Below are 19,057 nucleotides of genomic sequence, written 5' to 3' on the forward strand. Positions count from 1 at the left end.
GGGATTGTCCTGCGTCCTCCGCAAGGCCGAATTTGGCCCAAGGCAAGGCGGTTTATGCCACCCTTGCGCAGCCTGCGCGGTGAGTGGTTAACGAGGCTTCAAGCGACGAAGGACGGCCCATGCGCATTCTCTGCTCCAATGATGACGGCATCAACGCACCGGGGCTTGAAGCCCTCGAAGAGATCGCGCGCCAGCTCTCGGACGATGTCTGGACCGTCGCGCCGGAGGTCGACCAGTCAGGCATGGCCCGCTCGATCACCCTGACCCGGCCCTTGCGGATCCGGAAGGTCGCGCCCCGGCGTTATGCTGTGGATGGCACGCCGACGGACTGCGTCCAGCTCGGTGTCGAGCAGCTCCTCAAGGACAAAAGGCCCGACCTCATTCTTTCGGGGGTCAACAACGGCCAGAACCTTGCCGAAGACGTCACCATGTCGGGCACCATCGCCGTTGCCTTCCAGGGCATGACCATCGGCATTCCTTCGGTCGCGCTCAGCCAGGCACGGGCCGACCGCAACAAGGCCCCCTTCGGAACGGCGACCGCGCTGGCTCCGGACATCCTGCGGAAGCTCCTGGACAAGGGTTGGGACGACAATGTCGTCATCAACATCAATTTTCCCAACTGCCCTCCGGAGGAGGTGGCCGGGGTCAAGCTTGCGCGACAGGGGCGGCGAGAAAACCTCGAGCTTTTCGTCGAAGAGCGGATGGATATGCGCCAGCGCCGCTACTACTGGTTCGGTTTCGGCGGGAAGCCTGGCGAGCCGCTTCCTGACACGGACCTGCACGCAGTCTGGACCAAGCACGTGGCGATCACGCCGCTCCATCTCCAGCTCACGGACGAGCGGACGATCGACCGCCTGCGCGACGCTTTCTGAGGAAGCGGCGGCGCAGAGGTTTCCGCGCAACGCGACCCGATCACTCGGCGACGTGCTGTTCCACCGCCGCAGGCTGACCGAGCTCCTCCTGCGCCGCGAGGAATTTCTCCGCTTCGAGCGCCGCCATGCAACCCATGCCCGCAGCCGTCACCGCCTGCCTGTAGGTCTCGTCGGTGACGTCGCCCGCCGCGTAGACACCGGGCACGGAGGTCGCGGTCGAGTCGGGCGCGGTGATGATGTAGCCACTGTCTTTCATCTCGACCTGGCCTTTGAAGATGTCCGTCTGCGGCGCATGGCCGATGGCAATGAAGACGCCGTGGCAGTCAATCTCGATGGTGTCTTCGCCCACGGTCGACTTGAGCCGCAGCCCGGTGACGCCGCGCGGCTCTTCCTCGCCCAGCACTTCCTCCACCTCGCGGTTCCACAGCACCTCAACCTTGGGATGGTTGAGCAGGCGCTGCTGGAGGATTTTTTCGGCGCGCAAGGAGTCGCGGCGGTGGATGAGCACGACCTTTTCCGCGAAATTGGTGAGGAAGAGGGCTTCCTCCACGGCCGTGTTGCCACCGCCAACGACAGCGACTTTCTTGCCGCGGTAAAAGAAACCGTCACAGGTCGCACAGGCCGAAACGCCGAAACCCTGGAAATGCTGCTCGGAGGGAAGCCCGAGCCATTTCGCCGACGCACCGGTGGCGATGACGACAGCATCGGCCGTGTAGGTGTCGCCGCTGTCCCCTTTGAGGGTGAAGGGCCGCTTGGAAAAGTCAGCTTCGATGATGACGTCGTTGATCATCTCGGTGCCCACATGCTCAGCCTGCTTTTGCATCTGCTCCATGAGCCACGGCCCCTGGATGACCTCGGCGAAGCCCGGATAGTTCTCGACATCCGTGGTGATGGTCAGTTGCCCGCCAGGCTGCAGGCCATGGACGATCGTCGGCTCCAGCATGGCGCGCGCCGCGTAGATCGCGGCGGTGTAGCCCGCCGGACCGGAACCGATGATAAGGAGTTTGCGGTGCTTGGTCTCTGCCATGGTCAGCCTCGAATTCGTCAAGACCGGCTATGTGAAGGCAGGGTGCGATTCCTTCAAGCGGCTGAAACGCGCAATGGTGATGCCCGACGGTGCCCTGCCGCCTTTGCCGATGGCCCGCGTGGCCGCGATCGGTTCGAGGGAGTGGGGCGATCCCGGAAACTGCTATCCGCAGGGCGCTCTGGTGCGGCGCAGCGTGAAGTGCAGCCGTCTGCTATTTTTACGGCAGAGTGCGCTATAATCCGCTGCTTTAGATTTCGTGTCTTTAATGCAACAGATTGTCAGGAAGGCGCAGCCAGGTGCTCCGCGGCGCAGCAAAAGCCTTGCGCGTTAACCCCGCGCTCTCGTTACATGACACCAACGTGACCTTCGGTCCGGGGTAGGTTGGGGCGCGCACCCGCGCGTCCTTCCTGCGGCCATTGGTCACCAGAACGGTGGAAGGACTATCCGTATGAAAATGCTTCATCTCGGCGTCGCAGCCAGTGCCATCGCCATCGCGACGGCATCGACCGCGATCGCGCAAGACAACCAAGACGATGTGGACGATAGCGACGTTATCGTCGTCACGGGTTCGCGCCTTGCAACCGACGGCACGCTCGAGGCCTCCGGCCCGGTTGTGGCCTTCGGCGGCGGAGACATCCGTGACTCGGGCCAGATCGACATTGCCGCCCTGCTGCGTGAATCGCCGCAGCTGCAGGCTTCGCTTCCGGGTTCATTCTCGGCCTTCAATGGCACCCCGCTCGGTGCATCGCTTCTCAACCTCCGCGCCCTCGGTGAAGAGCGGACCCTGGTTCTCGAAGACGGCCGCCGCCACGTGGCCGGCATCGAAGGCACCGCCGCTGTCGACGTGAACACCATGTCCACCGCGCTGCTCGGCGCTGTAGAAGTGTCGACCGGTGGTGCATCGTCGATCTACGGTGCAGACGCTGTTTCGGGCGTCGTCAACTTCGTCATGCGCGACGCCAGCGATTTCGATGGCCTCGAAATCCGTACCCAGGCCGGCGTGACCGACGATGGTGACGCGGAAGAAGTCTTCCTTTCGATCGCCAACGGCTTCGAAACCGCCGACGGCCGCGGCTCGACAGTCTTTGCGGTTGAATACCAGCAGACCGAATCGATCCTCGCCGGCGACCGCGACTTCGCAGGCTTCGGCCGTGGTTGGCTCGCTCCAGCGACCGGCGACGCTGCTGACCCGACCTTCAGCAATGTCTGGCTCGTTGACCAGCGCCTGCCGATTTCCTCTTCGGGTGGCGTGATCGCTCTCGGCGATGGCAACACGGCCGGTTTCTCCAGCGCCTTTGTCGAGGTCGTCAGCAGCGGTGGCCAGGATGGTTGTAGAACCATCGGTTCGCAGAACATCCCGACCTGTCAGTTCTATGAGCGCTCGACTGGCGTTCTGCGCGCATTCGATGTCGGCGAAATCTACGCAGGGCCGTTTGATGCCCAGGGCGGTGACGGTGTTTCGGCCGAGCCGGATGACGAGATCCTGCTGCCGCAAAGCAACCGCGTGCTTTTCCAGACGCGTTCCGAGTACGAATTGCTGCCTTGGATGAACGCCTTCTTCGATGCCAAGTTCGTCACCACGCGGACCCAGGAATCGAACCAGGTCAACGGCTTCAACGACGATATCCCGATCGATCTCGCGAACCCGTTCATCCCTGCTCCGCTGCGCGCCCAGATCACACAGCTGCAGAACGAGGGCATCGACCCGATCCTCGTCATGTCGCGTGACGTCCTTGACGCCACCACCCGTTCGAACCCGGTTGCGCGTCGCCAGACCTTCCGGATCGTCGGCGGCATCGAAGGCGCCTTCGAAGACCTCAACATGAATTACGAGGTCTCGTTCAACTACGGCCGTACGGATGCGGACATTTCGTCCTTTGCCCGTGTCGAGGACCGTTATTTCGCCGCGATCGACGCTGTCGTCGATCCGAACACCGGCGACATTGTCTGCCGTTCGGACATCGATCCCAACGCCGTGGTCCCGCCGGCCTCGCCGTTCCCGGCCCAGAACTCGAACTTCCAGATCTCGACCTTCGAGCCGGGCGATGGACAGTGTGTTCCGGTCAACCTGTTTGGCGACAACTCCATCACCCGTGCAGCGGCGGACTTCATCTTCCAGGAAGTTGTCGACCGCAACGACATCGAGCAGCGTGACTTCCTCGCGACGCTCGCTGGTGACTCGGAGCCGTGGTTCACGCTTCCCGCTGGCCCGATCCAGTACGCCATCGGTTACGAATGGCGCGAAGAGCAGTCGAGCTACACGCCTGACGCGCTGACCCGTGCTGGCCTGACCTTCGGCACCATTGGTTCGAATGGTGGTCCGGTGAACCCGTCGGGCGGCGAGTACGACGTCAACGAATTCTTCGGCGAAATTCGCGTTCCTGTCGTTGAAGGCCTTCCGTTCGCTGAGCGTATCGAGGTCAATGGCGCGTATCGTTACTCCGACTACAGCGCGTTTGATGAAACCGACACCTGGAACGTCGGTGCCCGCTGGTCGATCTTCGAGAACCTGACCCTTCGCGCAACGCAGTCGCGTGCGGTCCGTGTCCCGAACATCGGCGAAGCGTTCGCTCCGACCTTCACGGCCTTCATCGGCGCTGGTGACGATCCGTGTAACCCGCAGTTCATCAACGCCGGTTCGCAGTTCCGTGCTGCCAACTGTGCGGCGCTGATCCCGAACATCGGTTCGTACAACTCCACCAACTTCGTCTCGGCGCGTATTCCGGGTCAAAGCGGTGGTAACCCGAACCTCGCTCCGGAAGAGGCTGATACCTTCACTGTCGGTGCGGTCTGGCAGCCGGCCGGTGAGTTCGGCGGCGCGCTGGACGGCCTGATCGTGACCCTCGACTACTACGACATCGAGATCGAAGGTCTGATCGACTCGCTTTCCGCGTTCCAGATCGCTTCGAACTGTGTTGACCTTCCGGACTTGAACAACCCGTTCTGTGACGCCATCGATCGTGACCCGACCAATGGCTTCATCACGGGCTTCCGCTCGGGCCTCATCAACCTCGGCTCGGTGGAGACTTCGGGTCTCGACTGGCGCGTCGATTACTCCTTCGATACGCCCGATGTCGGCGGCATGGCCTCGTCGGTCCGTGTCAGCTCGCAAGGCACGCATTTCCTCAAGAATGAGGAAGTTCGCGACCCGGCGCAGCCCGACGATGTCTTTGACGTCCTTGGCGAGGCGACGCGTCCGGAATGGATCGTCAACTTCAACGCTGACTGGGATCTCGGTGAAAGCCTGACCCTCGGCTGGCGCGGTCGTTACGAGAGCTCGCAGCTCCTGGTCGGTATCACGAACCGTGACATCGAAAGCGATCCGAACTTCGCCAACATCATCGAAAACGACGGTGCCTTCGTCCACGACTTCTCGGTCAATTACGAAATCAGCGATCGTTTCGAAGTCTATGGCGGTATCAACAACGCCTTCGAAGAAGAGCCGTATCTCGGCTCGCTGTCGCGCCCTGCTGGTCCGCGCGGCCGCTTCTTCTTCATCGGCCTGAACGCCAACCTCTAAGCGGGACCGGGCGGAGCCTCGCTCCGCCCGTCCTTCTCCCGAGGACCGCACAACAAGAAAGCCCGGAAGCGATGCTTCCGGGCTTTCTTTGTGTCTTGTTCGCAGCGGGCGTCAGGCGCCCGGTTCGATCACCCCGCGGAGCGTGAGCTTCTTGACGATCTCGTCGGCCACCCGGTCGGTTTCTCTCAGGGGCGGGTAGGTCCAGGTCTCGCCGAGCGTCGCATTGGGTCGCAGCACGCCGCGGGCCACGAGGCCCTCATGGAAGCGGCGCCATTTCGCACCACCGCCCGGCAATGGCAGGAGATGCACCGGCTTGCCGGTGAAAGCTGCCTCGGTAATCATGTTGGCGCTCTCCTCCGTGACGAGGATCCTTTCGGCAAGGCCGAGCATCCCGAAATAAGGATTGTCGATCGGTCCCACCGGTTCGCCGTCCCAAAGCCAGAGCTTTGACGGCTTGAAGCTGTAACGGAGCCGCTCGACAAAGGATTGCGGCGTCCGGCGCGAGGTCGTTGCGAGAACGAAATGCCCGGCCTGGATCGCTGCGGCGATGCCGCCGACGATGGCATCCTCGGCGGCACTGTTCCAACGATAGGCCTTGGAGGGACCCCCGATCAGGGCCGCGCAATAGGGCGTCTTGAACTGGATGTCCCGGGGCAGGGACATGTTGAGGAGCTGGCCTTCCAGCTTCAAGCGCTCTTTCGACAGCCGGTTCGGGCTGCCTTGGATCGGCATGACGCCTTTGCCCTTGAGCCGGTCGTGGGCTGGCGGGACGACAAGGCCAAAATGTTCGGGATTGGACCGCGGATCCTGGGTCTGCACGGTGAAGCAGTGCTGCTTGAGAGCCTTCGCGAAAGGCACGACACGGCGCCCGCAACCGATGAAGACGTCGGGCCAGGGCGCGGTCAGCTTGTCGCTGTCCTCGGTCAGGCGTTCGAAAGGGTTGCCCCACATGAAGTGGGGGAGGTTCTCGAACTTGGGGTCGATCTCGATCCGCTTGGTAACGATTGACGCGGGGATGCGGCGCTGGATCGCTTCGGCAATGCCCAGCACCTGATTCTCCATCCCGGCGCGGCCATCACTGACGGCCCAGACGACGATGCGGCGCATATCGGTCACGGAAACCCTGCGTTTGCGCGGCGTCTGTTCCGCAGCGCGTCCCTTCTGAAGCCCAAGTTTGTTCTGCACGAGGCGCCTCCCGTTCCAACCCGTCCGGTGCCCTTGCCCGGTCGGTCGCCATTGTTGATAGACCTAAAAGGAAGCGAAGCCGTTAACTCTAACGCGGATTTACCATGAGCGAGGTCTTCTTTTACCATCTCGAGCGCTCCTTGCCTGCAAAGGTGTTGCCGAGCCTTCTCGAGAAGACGTTGAAACGGGGCTGGCGGGCACTGGTGAAGTGCCGCGACCAGGCAGCGATGGAGGCATTGGATGAGGCGCTTTGGACCTATCGCGACGAGAGTTTCCTGCCGCACGGGACAAGCGGTGCGGAGGAGCCCGTCCTGCTGACCACTGGCGATGAAGCCGAAAATGGTGCTGATGCGCTTTTCCTCACGCCGGGCACCGACATGGCCGCCGAGGGCATGAAGCGTTTCCAGCGTTCGGTGCTCCTGTTCATGGCGGAGGATGCGCCTGAGGCGCGGGAACGCTGGAAGTCCCTGAAGGCCGAAGGGTTTGTGGTCACCTATTGGCGGCAGTCGCCGGAGGGACGGTGGGAACGGGCGGGATGAGCCCTTCTGCGCGGACCAGCGCCATCGGGTGACGGTCCAGCTGAGGCTGCGTGATGATCGGCGGGCCCGAGACATCGGCAGCCAGCCACAGATTGGGTGCAGGGACCGGTTGGCCGATCGAAGCGAAACTCGACGCGCTGCCTCGGGTAAGGTCTTCCGTCAGCTGAAGGCCAAGCGGCAGGTCGGTGATCCGTGAGCGGTAGACTTGGGTGTTTTCGAGAACCCGCATGACGTAGTTCCGGGTTTCGGAAAAGGGAATCAGTTCGACCCAGTCGATCGGATCCACGGACGGATCGCGCGGATCGCCATAGGTTTCGACCCAGTCATCGACCCTGTGCGGCCCGGCATTGTACGCAGCCAGAACCATGACATAGCTGCCGCCGAAACGGTCGAGGAGGTGGCTGAGATGCGCCGCTCCGAGTGTCATGTTGTACACAGGGTCCGTGAGCAGACGATCCCGTTCCCAGGGGATCCCTTCCTTCCGTGCCGTGATCCGCGCCGTCGAATCGAGAAGCTGCATCATCCCCTTCGCGCGGGCGGAGGAGTAGGCATCGACCTTGAATTCCGATTCCTGCCGGCTGAGGCCAAGGATCAGGGGTTCCTCCACGAAGGCCGTCGCCGTCTGGGGCACCGGGACGAGGGGGTAGACGACCTCGGCGACCCCGGCACCATTGCGGCGGCTCGTCTTCCCTGCACGGACGATCAGGTCGAACTCATGCGCCTGCCGGACAAGTTCGGCATAGGCGCGAACCTCGCCCTCGTTTTCGAGCTGGTCATCGAGCGCCAGTGCAAAGCGCCGGAAGGTTAGGTTCTGGTCGATATGGTCGAGAATGCGCATCGCCCGGGCGAGGTCACGGTCGTCGAGGGCCTTCCGGTCGGCATCCGTGACGGGGACCGCCTCGGGAAACGCGAAGACCGGCGCCGCCGAGCCAAGCGTCTCGATCGCCATCTGGCCATAGAATGTATAGGGATAATCTGCCGCCACGAGATAATGTGCCCGTGCCCGGACCTCGTCGCCCATGGCCGAGTAGGCACGGCCCAGCCAGTAGTTTCCGCGGGCGAGGCTGATCGGCGAAGTCACGCCTGAAGTCAGGAAATCGAAATGTGCCCGTGCCCGTGCCGGGTCGTTGAGGAACCGCAGCGCTGTCCACCCGGCCATGAATTCCGCCTCGGCGAAGTCCGCTCCCTGTTCGAGGCCGGAATAGGCTGACAGGTTGTAGGCATCCGCGAACCGGCCCTCTTTAAGGGCCCAACGCGCAAGCAGCTTGCGTTCATAGAACCACCCATCGGGATCACGCAGTTTTTCGGGGTTCAGTGGGGCGAGGCCCGCAAGCTCGATCGCCTCTTCCTCGAGATCGGCCCGCCGCAGGTAGCGGACGATGGCATGCAGCACACCTGAATCGCGCTGGCTCTGCGGCGGCAGGGCCTCGAACAGGATCACGCCGTGTCGCCGCCCGCGGATCAGTTCGTAGCGCGCCTGCACCTCCTTGGCGCGGGTCTCGCTGAGCAGGCCGCGGACATCTTCGACTCCGCCCGTCGAGCGGCGGAAAAGCGCCCGGTCGGCCTTAGCGAAATGGTCCTCTTCGGTGAGGTAACGGCCATAGCGCTCGAGGATCTGCTGGCTGTCGGATGTGTTGAAGTTATGCTCGATCCAGGCTTTGCGGATATAGTCCCGGGCGAGGTCCTCGCGCCGCAGATCGAGCAGTGCACGGGCAAGATGCACCTTGCCGAAACCGGTGATCGGGTCCCGCGTGTCGAAGAAAGTGAAGATCGTCGAGGTCGGGGTCTCGTCATCCAGCATCCGCTCGGCCTTGCGCTGCAGGGTCAGCGGGTTCGGCCAGCCTGGATGCGCATCGAGGAAGACATCGATCTCCTCGATCGTCGTCGTCTCATCGTTGGAATGCAGGATCGCCCAGGTCGCGATGGTGCGGGCCAGTGGATCGGTGATCCCGATCCGGGCCGCTCGGGCCGCCTCGTACTGGCGGTCGTCGAGGTTCTCGAACACGGCCCGCAGGCGTTGCGCCTGGTCCTGCGCGATATAGGGAGACACGGGCGCTGGAGGCTTGAGCGAGGGCGCAGGGGCCGCCGCGGCAGCGCCCAGGAACAAGATCGCGAAAGCGGTGACGAGATGCCTCAAGCTCATGACCCCATCCTGAATCAAATCTTGCGCCAACGCATCCATTTCTTCGCATCAAACTCCGGAGAACTTGCGGGGAAAGGCTGGCGGGCGTAGCCCTCGCCCCGCGCGCGTTCCGCGGAAGGAGAAACACATGACGCCCGAATGGCTTTCCGGCTCGATGGTCGCCCTCGTTACCCCGTTCTCCGGCGACAAGGTGGACGAGAAGGCCCTGAAAGCGCTGATCGAACGCCAGATCGCGGGCGGCACCAAGGCGCTCGTCATTGCCGGCACCACGGGTGAAGCCGCCACGATGACTGAGGAGGAACATATCGGCGTGATCGGCATGTCGGTGGACATCGCCGCTGGCCGGATCCCCGTGATCGCGGGCGTCGGCGCCAATGTGACGCGGGACGCGATCACCCTCGCCAAGGAAAGCCTGCGCGTCGGTGCGCAGGCGCTGATGGCCACCACGGGCTACTACAACAAGCCGTCACGGGCTGGGCTGCTGGCCCACTACACCAAGCTGGCCGAGGCCACCGACCTGCCGCTCATTGTCTATAACGTGCCCAGCCGCACGGCATCGGACCTCAAGGAGGACCTGATCGCCGAGCTTTCCAGGCTGCCAACCGTTGTCGCGCTCAAGGATGCGTCAGGCGACCTCGCGCGCATGGCGCGGCACCGGATCACCTGCCCCGAAGACATGGTCTTCCTGTCCGGCGAGGACATCACCGCCGTCGGCTTCAACGCCATGGGCGGGAAGGGCTGCATCTCGGTCAGCGCCAATGTCGCGCCGGCCCATTGCGCCCGGATGCAGGATGCCTGCCTGCGCGGTGACTATGCGGAGGCGCTGAAAATCCAGGACCAGCTCACGCCGCTCCACGACGCGATGTTCTCCGATGCTTCGCCAGCACCGGCGAAATATGCACTGGCAAAGCTCGGGCTTCTTGAAGAGGAGCTGCGCCTGCCGCTGGTCCCGGCCAATGAAAAAGCGCGCAGGCTGGTTGACGAGGCGCTGGCCACGCTCGATCTCTGACGCCTGATGGCCAAGAAAACCGAACCCACGCGCAAGCTCATTGCCGAGAACAAGAAAGCCCGTTTCGAGTACAAGCTCGACGACGCGATCGAGGCCGGCATCGTCCTGACCGGGACCGAGGTGAAGGCCCTGCGTGAAGGCAAGGCGAACATCGCCGAGAGCTACTGCGCGCCGGAGAACGGCCCCAATGGCCCCGAGATCTGGCTCATCAACGCCAACATACCCGAATATTCAGGCGGCAACCGGGAGAACCACGAGCCCAAGAGGAACAGGAAGCTCCTCCTTCACCGCCGCCAGGTGAACCAGCTCGTCGGCGCGGTCGAGAAGCAGGGCCGGACCATCGTCCCCCTACGGATGGTCTTCGACAAGAACGGCCGCGTGAAGCTCGACATCGCTGTCGCCGAAGGCAAGAAGCTCCACGACAAACGCCAGACCCAGAAAGACCGCGAATGGGGCAGGCAGAAACAACGCCTGCTGAAGGATTATGGGTGAGAAGACGCTTCTCGACCTTGGGATCGTCGGTGATGGTGACGACGCCGATCTCGTGAAGGACGTCGAGAAGGCTTTCGGCTTCGAGTTCGGTGACGACGATTTGCTCGAAGCTGTCACGGCGGGTGATTTCTTTGCAGCCACACAGAAGGCCTGCCGCGATTCCGGCAGAACTGATCCGGGGTGGGAAGAGTTCGCAGAAGTCCTCGCGGAAAATGGCGATACGCGGCGTGGACGTATCGAGCTGCATACGCTTCTGTTCAGGACCTCCACTGCGGGTGCGATCACGCGCTGGGCCAAGCGATTTCTGGTCGCACACAGGCGATCCAAACCGACCCCCGACGACATCATCCGAGCTCTCGGTCTCCAGCCCCACCCCGAAGGCGGCCATTTCGCTGAGACCTTCCGTGACCCGCGCGCTGTAGACGGACGATCCGTCGGAAACGCGATCTACTACCTCCTCCGCAAGGGCGAGCGCTCGCACTGGCACAGGGTCGATGCTGCAGAGATCTGGCACTACTATGCAGGCGCGCCGCTCATCTTGCGGATCGGTGACGAGGACATCCGTCTGGGCCCGGACATTCTCAAAGGCGAGCGCCCCCAGGCTGTCGTGCCCGCTGGCGCATGGCAGGCTGCCGAGAGCACCGACGCGTGGACCCTCGTCGGCTGCACCGTGGCGCCGGGGTTCGAGTTTTCAGGCTTCGAGATGGCGCCCGAGGGCTTCAATCCCCGCGCTTAGTTTGGCTTGAAGACCACACGCCAGACAGCACGGCCCGTGCTCTCCCGGATCGTCGCCCTTGCTCCGAGAGAGAATCGCAACTCTGGCTCACCGGCCACTTCGCAGGGGTCGGATCCCGGCGCGCAGATTTCCATCACCGCCAGCACCTCGCCTCCCTGCAGCTTGACCTCACCAGAGAGGAGGGGTCCCTCTCCATTGGCAGGGTCAGGCACCTCGAAGGAGCCATCGCGCAGGTCAATCTCCTCGCTCACCTGGTAGGTGCGGCTCAGCAGGAACCGTTTTTCCTGGTAGAGAATTTCGACCGTGTAGTCCGTGGGCCCCTGCGCCGTCAGCGCGAGAGCGGCTGCGAGAGTCGTCGTCAGCATCGAATCTGCCTCCCCGATGTCCGGCGCGATCCTAGAGGCCGCGCCGCCGGGCGCAACAACAGGCTACAGCCCGCTGATGGTCACGGTCTTCTTGTTGACGAGCGCCATCATGCCGTCCTTCGCCAACTCCCGTCCGTAGCCTGAGGTTTTCACGCCACCGAAAGGCAGCCGCGGATCAGACGCGACGATGCGGTTCACCGCTGTCGCGCCCGCCTCGAGGCGCCGTACCGCGTGGGTGACTTCGCTTTTCTCCTTGGTGAAGATGGCGGAGCCGAGACCGAAATCGCTGTTATTGGCAAGCTCGATGGCCTCGTCGAGGTTTGGTACGCGGAACATCAGCGCGACAGGGGCAAAAATCTCGTCCCGATAGGCAGGCGCATTCTCAGGAATGTCTTCCATCATCCCCGGCGAGAACCAGGCGCCGTTGGGGAAGCCGTCGACTTCCACCTTCTCCGCGCCGAAGGAGAGCTTCGCGCCAGCATCGATGCTTTGCTTGACCTGTTCGAGGATATCGTCCCTGGCATCGGCAGAGACGAGAGGCCCGATATCGGTATCTTCCGCCATCGGATCGCCGATCTTCAAGCTCTTCAGCCGCTCGGCGAACTTGTCGCGGAACCCGTCATAGACCTCCGTATGAATGATGAACCGCTTCGCGGCGATGCAGCTTTGACCATTGTTCTGGGTTCGCCCTGTCACGGCAGCCTGCGCTGCCGCATCGAGGTCAGCCGATGGCATGACGATGAAGGCATCGCTGCCACCGAGTTCCAGCAGCGACGGCTTGATCTCCTCGCCAGCCAGTGCAGCCACGGCGGATCCCGCAGGTCCCGAGCCTGTGAGCGTCGCGCCGCGCACCCGCTTGTCACGGAGCACTTTCTCCACCTTGTCCGAACCAATCAGCAGCGTCTGGAAGCTGCCCTTCGGGAAACCCGCCGTCCTGATCAGATCCTCTATCGCCAGCGCACACTGCGGGACGTTCGAAGCGTGCTTCAGGAGGCCGGGATTTCCCGCTACCAGCGCGGGCGCGGCAAAGCGGAAGACCTGCCAGTAGGGGAAGTTCCAGGGCATCACCGCGAGGATCGGGCCCAGCGGCAGGTGCGCGACATAGGCCGACCCCTCGTCGATCTGGACAGGGTCATCGCGCAGGAACTCGGGTCCATGCTCGGCGTAGTAGCGGCAGACCCAGGCGCATTTCTTCACTTCGGCCTTCGCGGCGGCGAGGGTCTTGCCCATCTCCATCGTCGCGATTGTCGCGAGATCCTCGCATCCTTCCTCCAGGAGGCCTGCCAGTTTCTCGAGCAGCCTCGCCCGGTCTTTCACGGGCAGGAGGCGCAGCGCCTCGGCGCCCTCCGCGGCGCGGGCGATCTTGTCCTCAATGGCATGGTCTGAAAGGGCGCTGAAGGTTTCCAGCACCTCTCCGGTGGCGGGGTTGCGGCTTTGAATGCTCATGGTTTCTACATACCCTTCCTCCCGTGCCCGCCCAGCGCCTTTGCCAGCGCCCGGCGGCACGCCGGCATCCCTATCCTGTCCACTCAGTCATTTTCGGGTGTTGGAACCGTCATGGTTCTTGGTGCAGAACGCTCCGATGACCTTGTGGGAACGAATTGCCGCCATTCTTGAATCGGCGAGGGATGCGACCCTCAGCGCCGTCATGGATGCGATCGAAGAAAGGAAGCGCCGTCGCGATGCCGCCGTCTTCTCGATCGCGCTTATCGCCCTTTCCGCCAAGATGGCGAAGGCGGACGGCATTGCCACGGAGGACGAGTTCGCGGCGTTCCGTGACTTCTTCGAGGTCCCCCCAGCCGAAGAGCACAAGGTCCGCTTGGTCTACGATCTCGCCAAGGCCGATGTGGCTGGCTATGCGAGCTACGCCAAGCAGGTCGGACGCCTCTTCCGCGGCGAGGAGGCTGTGCTCGAGGACGTGCTCGATTGCCTGTTCCACGTCGCGATGGCCGACGGCGTGCTGCATCCGGGCGAGCTTGAGCTCCTGCACCGGATCAAAGATGCCTTCGGCATTTCCGAAGCCTGCTTCCGCCGCGTGAAAGCTGCCCATGTGGGCCTTGACGAAGACGATCCCTATGCGGTTCTCGGCGTTGCACATGATATGCCTACGGATGAACTCAAGAAAAGCTATCGCCAGCTTGCCAAGGAGCATCACCCCGATGCCATGCTTGCCCGCGGGGTGCCCGCAGAGCTCGTCTCCATTGCCGAGCACCGCATGGCAGCAATCAACGAAGCCTATGAAAAGGTCATGGCAGAGCGTGAAGCGGCATGACGGAGCATGAATTCACCGTCGTCGATGCGTTCACGGACAAAGCCTTCGCAGGCAATCCTGCCGCCGTCATGGTGCTCGACCGGTTCTACGATGACGCCACGCTCCTGAAGATCGCGCAGGAGCATAACCTCTCCGAAACCGCATTCCTCGTTCAGCGTGAGCACGCTTATTACGACCTTCGCTGGTTCACGCCCGGTGGAGAGGTTCCCCTCTGCGGCCATGCCACCCTCGCGTCGGGGTTCGCTCTTTTCACGGAACATGGCATCGAAGCCGAAAGCATCCGTTTCGAGACGAAGTCGGGGACACTGGCGGTGGGCCGTAAGGGCGAGAGCTATTCGCTCGACCTGCCCGCCAACATGCCCAAGAAGGTCGAGAATCCGCCCAGCCTCGCGGATGCCATTGGAACCGAGCCACTCGAGGTTCTTGAAGGCCAATTCTGGCTCGCCGTTCTTCCCACCGAGGAGGATGTCCGCGCCGTCCGGCCCAACATGGTTGCGATCGAAGCGTTGCCGGTGCCCGAACTGGGGATCACGGCGCCGGGGAAGAAGACCGATATCGTCAGCCGTCTCTTCGCGCCTAAGCTCGGCATCCCCGAGGACCCCTTCACGGGATCTCTCCACGCCATGCTGGTGCCTTACTGGTCAAAAAAACTCGGCAAGACCGAGATCACGGCCCATCAGGCATCCGCCCGCGGCGGAGATGCCTCCTGCCTGCTTTCCGGTGACCGCGTTTTTCTGTTCGGAAATGCCGTTGTGACAATGCGCGGCACGATGGTCTTCTGAAGCCTTGCGAAGGCGTTCTGGGTCAGCGCGATGCCGGTCAGGATCGTCAGTAGGCCGAGGACCTGATAAAGGTGAAGCGGCTCTGAAAAGAACAGGATCCCGAAAAAGACGGCCAGCACCGGAGAGGCATAGGCGCTTGTCGACAGGAAGGCGGCACCGGCCCGCCTGACCGTGGCGACGATCAGGATCGCGTTGATCCCTGTCGGCACGATGCCGAGATAGGCGATGGCCGCCCAGCTTGCGGCAGAGATGCCTTCGAGGTCCGAGATGAAGATCGCCGGCGTCGACATGATCGCCGCCGCCAGCATCATCATCGCGGCGAAGCTGCGCGCCGGAAACTCCGGTGCCCGCCGCATGATGACGCCGAGCGACGCGTAACCGAAGACGGCCATGAGCAGCATCACGATGCCCGCCACGGTTCCGCTGGCCCCGCCGAGCAAGGCAGGACCGATCAGGAAAAGGACCCCTGTCGAGCCGACCAGCACGCCGGTGAGCGACCGCCTGGTCATGGGCTCCCCGGCAAAGGCCGCAGCCATGATGACTGCCATGACGGGCAGGAATGCCATCACGATCCCGGCCATGATCGAGCTGACTTGGAGCTGGGCGTAGGGGAACAGGAGGAACGGCATGGCGTATCCCATGAACCCCGCCGCGATGGCGTAGAGCCAGACCGAACGGCCCTCTTTCGAGAGCGGCGAGGCCATCGGCCTTCCGGTTGCCAAGATGTAGACCAGAAGCAACGCCGCTGCGGACCAGAGCCTGACCGTCGCGACCACCGTCGGCGGTGCTGTCTCGATGGCAAGATTGATCGCCGAGGGCGCGGACCCGCCGCCGAGCGCCACCATACCCCATCCGAACCAGTCGGCGCGGGTCGGTTTCGAGATGGGAGCGGGTGCGGCCATCCGCGCCAGCTAGGCCGCGCGGGTGCACTGCACAAGCTGCCGCATCCGCGCATGACAGGGCTTTAGCTGTTCCCCGGAGCAAAGAGTGTTACGCCGCTTTTCCGAAAGTTCCCGCGGGAGGGCGGTATGCGTTTTGTGATGCTGGGCACGGCGGCGATGGCTCTCGCCGCCTGTTCGGAGCCAGCCCGGCCTGATGCGGAGCCTGCAGTCATCGAGATGGCCGAAGACGAAAGGTGGCCCGGAGCCGAGGCGAGGCTCGAGGCGGATGTCCGTTTCCTCGCCGATGACCTCCTCGAAGGACGTGAGGCAGGCACCCGCGGCCATGAGCTCGCAGCCCTCTACATCGCCCAGCGCTTCCTCGCTTTGGGCCTCGACCCGGTCTCCCAGGCCGAGGGCTACTATCAAAAGGTGCCGCTGCGCAGGTTCTCATCCAATCTCGATGGCGGGGCGGAGTTCTCGGTGGACGGAGAGCCATTCGAGCCGCGCTTCGAGTTCGTCGGCCTGTCCCGGACCGAGCAGGCTTCGGTCGAGAACGCCCCCGTCGTCTATGCAGGTTTTGGCCTCGTTTCCGATCGTCACGGGCGCAATGACTATGAAGGCATCGAAGCCGAAGGTGCCATCGTCGCCGTGTTCCGCGGCGCGCCGTCCTTCCTCGGCAGCGAAGAGCGCGCCACCTTTTCTCGCATGCAGGCCCGCACGGCAGCGGAGCAGGGTGCCCTCGGGCTGGTCCAGATCCTTACTCCGGAATACGAAGAGAACGTCCGGAATTTCGATCGGTATGCTGAGGGTGCTCTTTCGGAGGACCCCGTCACCTGGGTCGGTGCTGGCGGCCGGGCCTGGACCGAAGCCCCCGGCCTTGCGGGGACCATCGTGATGGGCGCGGAAGGTGGCCGCAAGCTCTTCGAGAGGGCAGGCCATGACTGGGAGCAGGTGACGGCCGGGATCGCCTCGGAAGAAGCTTTGGTGGAGGCCGTCAATCTCGGCATCGAGGCCTCGATGCGCTTCGACAACACGGTCTCCGATTTCGAAAGCCCCAACGTCATCGGTATCCTACCGGGAACGGACGCCCAGCTTGCCAACGAGATCGTTGTCGTCACCGCGCATCTCGACCATGTGGGCATGAAACCCCAGCCCGATGGCAGTGACGGCATCTACAACGGTGCGATGGACAATGCCGTCGGCGTTTCAGCGCTCCTCGAAGCCGCCCGCGAGCTGGCGGCGAACCCGCCCAAGCGCACGGTCATGTTCGCAGCGCTGACGGGGGAAGAGAAAGGCCTTCAGGGCTCGGATTATCTCGCCCGCAATCCTGTCCTGCTGGGCAAGGAGGTCGTGGCCAACATCAATCTCGACATGCCGGTCCTGACGTTCCCCTTCGTCGATCTCGTGGCGTTCGGCAGCGACCGCTCCTCCCTCGGCCCCATCGTGGCGCGGGCAGGGGAGGGGCTCGGCATCCCGCTCGTCCCCGATCCGATCCCGGAGCAGGGCATCTTTACACGATCCGACCATTTCAGCTTCGTCAAGCAGGGCGTGCCGTCGGTCTTCCTTTTCACCGGCTTCGGCGGCGAGGGGGCGGAGGAATTCCCCAAGTTCCTTTCCACCCATTACCATCAGCCCTCTGACGAGATCGATCTCGTCATGTTTGACCAGCTCGCCCTCTTCGCTGCGCTCAACACGGAGGTCATTCGCGGTGTTGCCGATGTCGAGCAGACGCCTGTCTGGAACACAGGCGACTTCTTTGCCGAAACCTTCGGCGGCCCGATGGCTGAAAAGTAGCCAGGAGGCTTCTTTCATTCCGTGCGTGATCGGCCTAGGGCGCAGGCGACTGATAGGAGTGGCGAAACAATGGCGCATGTCGCGGTGATCGGGGCCCAGTGGGGCGACGAGGGCAAGGGCAAGATTGTCGACTGGCTCTCGGCGCGGGCGGAAGTCGTCGCGCGTTTCCAGGGCGGCCATAATGCAGGCCACACGCTGGTCATCGACGGCAAGGTCTACAAGCTCTCGCTCTTGCCCTCCGGCATCGTCCGTGAAGGCAAGCTGTCGGTCATCGGCTCAGGCGTCGTCATCGATCCCGTGGCCTTCGCCAGCGAGAAAGAGCGCCTCGAAGGCCAGGGCGTGAAGATCACGCCGGTGAACCTCGCTATCGCGGAGAATGCCTGCCTCATCCTGCCCCTTCATGGCGAGCTCGACCGCCTGCGCGAAGAAGCCGCCGGTGCCGGAAAGATCGGCACCACGGGCCGCGGCATCGGCCCTGCCTATGAAGACAAGGTTGGCCGCCGGGCCATCCGCGTCGCCGACCTGCGGGACCTCGACGGTCTCGAGAGCCGCATCGAGCGCCTCCTGACCCACCACAACGCGCTCCGGAAAGGCTTCGGCGCCGAGCCGATCGAGCCCGCCTCGGTCATGGAGAGCCTGCGCCATGCGGCGGAGCAGCTCCTGCCCTTCGCCACCCCTGTCTGGCAGCTCCTCGCAGAGGCACGCCGGGCGGGCAAACGCATCCTTTTCGAAGGCGCCCAAGGCGTCCTTCTCGATGTCGATCACGGCACCTTCCCCTACGTCACCTCGTCCAACACGGTGATGGGCCAGGCGGCGACCGGCACGGGCATGGGCTCGGCGGGCCAGGCTTACGGCCTCGGCATCGTCAAGGCTTACACCACCCGCGTTGGCTCCGGCCCATTCCCGACCGAGCTTCATGACGAGATTGGCCAGAGGCTTGGCGAGCGCGGCCACGAGTTCGGCACTGTCACCGGACGCCAGCGCCGTTGCGGCTGGTTCGATGCGGCGCTCGTTCGGCAGAGCCTGCTCACCTCGGGTATCGACGGCGTGGCCCTGACCAAGCTCGATGTCCTCGATGGCTTCGAGAAGCTTAAAGTCTGCGTCGGCTACAGGATCGACGGTCGCGAGATCGACTACCTCCCCGCGGGCACCGCCGAGCAGGCCAAGGCCGAGCCGATCTACGAAGAGCTTGACGGCTGGAGCGGCTCCACCGCCGGGGCGCGCTCATGGGCCGACCTTCCTGCCGAAGCGGTCAAATATGTCCGGCGGATCGAAGAGCTCCTGGATCGCCCGGTGGTGCTGGTTTCGACTTCGCCCGAGCGGGAAGACGTCATCCTGATGAAGGATCCTTTCGAAAGTTGACTTCAAGCTATAGGTGAACTTTTCGCCGCCGGGTTCAGTAGCGATTAACGCTCCTCTGCAACATTAGAGTGTCGAGGA

Annotated in this window: 17 protein-coding genes; 11 read left to right on the plus strand and 6 right to left on the minus strand. The window is 63.4% G+C overall.

Annotated features, from left to right (window positions below; translation table 11 throughout):
• Positions 1–119 precede the first annotated feature (119 nt).
• Positions 120–872 (plus strand): 5'/3'-nucleotidase SurE, encoded by a 753-nt coding sequence (surE, locus tag IE053_RS10255; protein WP_189575623.1) that lies wholly within the window; start codon positions 120–122, stop codon positions 870–872.
• Between the two features lie 40 nt (positions 873–912).
• Here surE and trxB read toward each other — a convergent pair whose 3' ends face one another.
• Positions 913–1,899, minus strand: a complete 987-nt coding sequence (gene trxB / locus IE053_RS10260) for a thioredoxin-disulfide reductase (RefSeq protein WP_189575624.1) — start codon at positions 1,897–1,899, stop codon at positions 913–915.
• On the opposite strand from trxB, the gene IE053_RS10265 reads away from it, so the two are divergent.
• Positions 1,886–2,137 carry a hypothetical protein gene (locus tag IE053_RS10265; protein ID WP_189575626.1) on the plus strand — a complete coding sequence of 84 codons (252 nt, stop codon included), beginning with the start codon at positions 1,886–1,888 and terminating at the stop codon, positions 2,135–2,137. The two genes, trxB and IE053_RS10265, sit on opposite strands and share 14 nt — an antisense overlap.
• A gap of 210 nt (positions 2,138–2,347) precedes the next feature.
• Positions 2,348–5,419 carry a TonB-dependent receptor domain-containing protein gene (locus tag IE053_RS10270; protein ID WP_189575629.1) on the plus strand — a complete coding sequence of 1,024 codons (3,072 nt, stop codon included), beginning with the start codon at positions 2,348–2,350 and terminating at the stop codon, positions 5,417–5,419.
• Positions 5,420–5,530: 111 nt separating this feature from the next.
• Here the strand turns inward: IE053_RS10270 and IE053_RS10275 are convergent, their stop codons facing one another.
• Positions 5,531–6,604: a mitochondrial fission ELM1 family protein gene (locus tag IE053_RS10275; protein ID WP_189575631.1), complete on the minus strand. Its 1,074-nt coding sequence runs from the start codon at positions 6,602–6,604 to the stop codon at positions 5,531–5,533.
• Between the two features lie 104 nt (positions 6,605–6,708).
• Here IE053_RS10275 and IE053_RS10280 point away from each other — a divergent pair, with 104 nt between their 5' ends.
• Complete coding sequence (locus IE053_RS10280) at positions 6,709–7,143, plus strand: DNA polymerase III subunit chi (RefSeq protein ID WP_189575633.1); 435 nt, start codon at positions 6,709–6,711, stop codon at positions 7,141–7,143.
• On the opposite strand, the gene IE053_RS10285 is transcribed toward IE053_RS10280, so the two are convergent.
• Positions 7,094–9,286 carry a lytic transglycosylase domain-containing protein gene (locus tag IE053_RS10285; RefSeq protein WP_189575634.1) on the minus strand — a complete coding sequence of 731 codons (2,193 nt, stop codon included), beginning with the start codon at positions 9,284–9,286 and terminating at the stop codon, positions 7,094–7,096. The two genes, IE053_RS10280 and IE053_RS10285, sit on opposite strands and share 50 nt — an antisense overlap.
• Positions 9,287–9,413: 127 nt before the next feature.
• Between IE053_RS10285 and dapA the strand changes: the two genes are divergently transcribed.
• The 3 genes from dapA to IE053_RS14675 all read left to right on the plus strand — a co-directional run bounded on the left by dapA (position 9,414) and on the right by IE053_RS14675 (position 11,523).
• Positions 9,414–10,295, plus strand: coding sequence for a 4-hydroxy-tetrahydrodipicolinate synthase (gene dapA, locus IE053_RS10290; RefSeq protein ID WP_189575636.1), 882 nt, complete (start codon positions 9,414–9,416; stop codon positions 10,293–10,295).
• Positions 10,296–10,301: 6 nt separating this feature from the next.
• Positions 10,302–10,787, plus strand: a complete 486-nt coding sequence (gene smpB, locus IE053_RS10295; protein WP_189575645.1) for an SsrA-binding protein SmpB — start codon at positions 10,302–10,304, stop codon at positions 10,785–10,787.
• A 304-nt stretch (positions 10,788–11,091) separates the two neighbouring features.
• The gene (locus IE053_RS14675; RefSeq protein WP_373302883.1) at positions 11,092–11,523 is read left to right on the plus strand and encodes a cupin domain-containing protein; all 432 of its coding nucleotides are present in this window, start codon (positions 11,092–11,094) and stop codon (positions 11,521–11,523) included.
• Here IE053_RS14675 and IE053_RS10305 read toward each other — a convergent pair.
• Together IE053_RS10305 and IE053_RS10310 are read right to left on the minus strand one after the other, a co-directional pair.
• On the minus strand, positions 11,520–11,888 hold the full coding sequence (locus tag IE053_RS10305) for a hypothetical protein (RefSeq protein WP_189575649.1): 369 nt from the start codon (positions 11,886–11,888) through the stop codon (positions 11,520–11,522). The genes IE053_RS14675 and IE053_RS10305 overlap by 4 nt on opposite strands.
• Before the next feature lie 63 nt (positions 11,889–11,951).
• Positions 11,952–13,334, minus strand: a complete 1,383-nt coding sequence (locus IE053_RS10310; protein WP_189575651.1) for an NAD-dependent succinate-semialdehyde dehydrogenase — start codon at positions 13,332–13,334, stop codon at positions 11,952–11,954.
• 136 nt (positions 13,335–13,470) lie between these two features.
• Between IE053_RS10310 and IE053_RS10315 the strand changes: the two genes are divergently transcribed.
• On the plus strand, positions 13,471–14,160 hold the full coding sequence (locus tag IE053_RS10315; RefSeq protein WP_189575653.1) for a J domain-containing protein: 690 nt from the start codon (positions 13,471–13,473) through the stop codon (positions 14,158–14,160).
• Complete coding sequence (locus tag IE053_RS10320) at positions 14,157–14,942, plus strand: PhzF family phenazine biosynthesis protein (RefSeq protein WP_189575655.1); 786 nt, start codon at positions 14,157–14,159, stop codon at positions 14,940–14,942. The genes IE053_RS10315 and IE053_RS10320 overlap by 4 nt, the downstream gene beginning before the upstream one ends.
• On the opposite strand, the gene IE053_RS10325 is transcribed toward IE053_RS10320, so the two are convergent.
• A complete protein-coding gene (locus IE053_RS10325) occupies positions 14,837–15,844 on the minus strand; it encodes a DMT family transporter (RefSeq protein ID WP_189575657.1) in 1,008 nt (335 codons plus the stop codon). The genes IE053_RS10320 and IE053_RS10325 overlap by 106 nt on opposite strands.
• 126 nt (positions 15,845–15,970) lie before the next feature.
• On the opposite strand from IE053_RS10325, the gene IE053_RS10330 reads away from it, so the two are divergent.
• A complete protein-coding gene (locus IE053_RS10330) occupies positions 15,971–17,617 on the plus strand; it encodes a M28 family peptidase (protein WP_189575658.1) in 1,647 nt (548 codons plus the stop codon).
• 69 nt (positions 17,618–17,686) lie between these two features.
• The gene (locus IE053_RS10335) at positions 17,687–18,979 is read left to right on the plus strand and encodes an adenylosuccinate synthase (RefSeq protein WP_189575659.1); all 1,293 of its coding nucleotides are present in this window, start codon (positions 17,687–17,689) and stop codon (positions 18,977–18,979) included.
• The last annotated feature ends 78 nt before the right edge of the window (positions 18,980–19,057 follow it).

This window comes from Parvularcula lutaonensis (genome assembly GCF_014651915.1).
Lineage (GTDB): Bacteria > Pseudomonadota > Alphaproteobacteria > Caulobacterales > Parvularculaceae > Parvularcula > Parvularcula lutaonensis.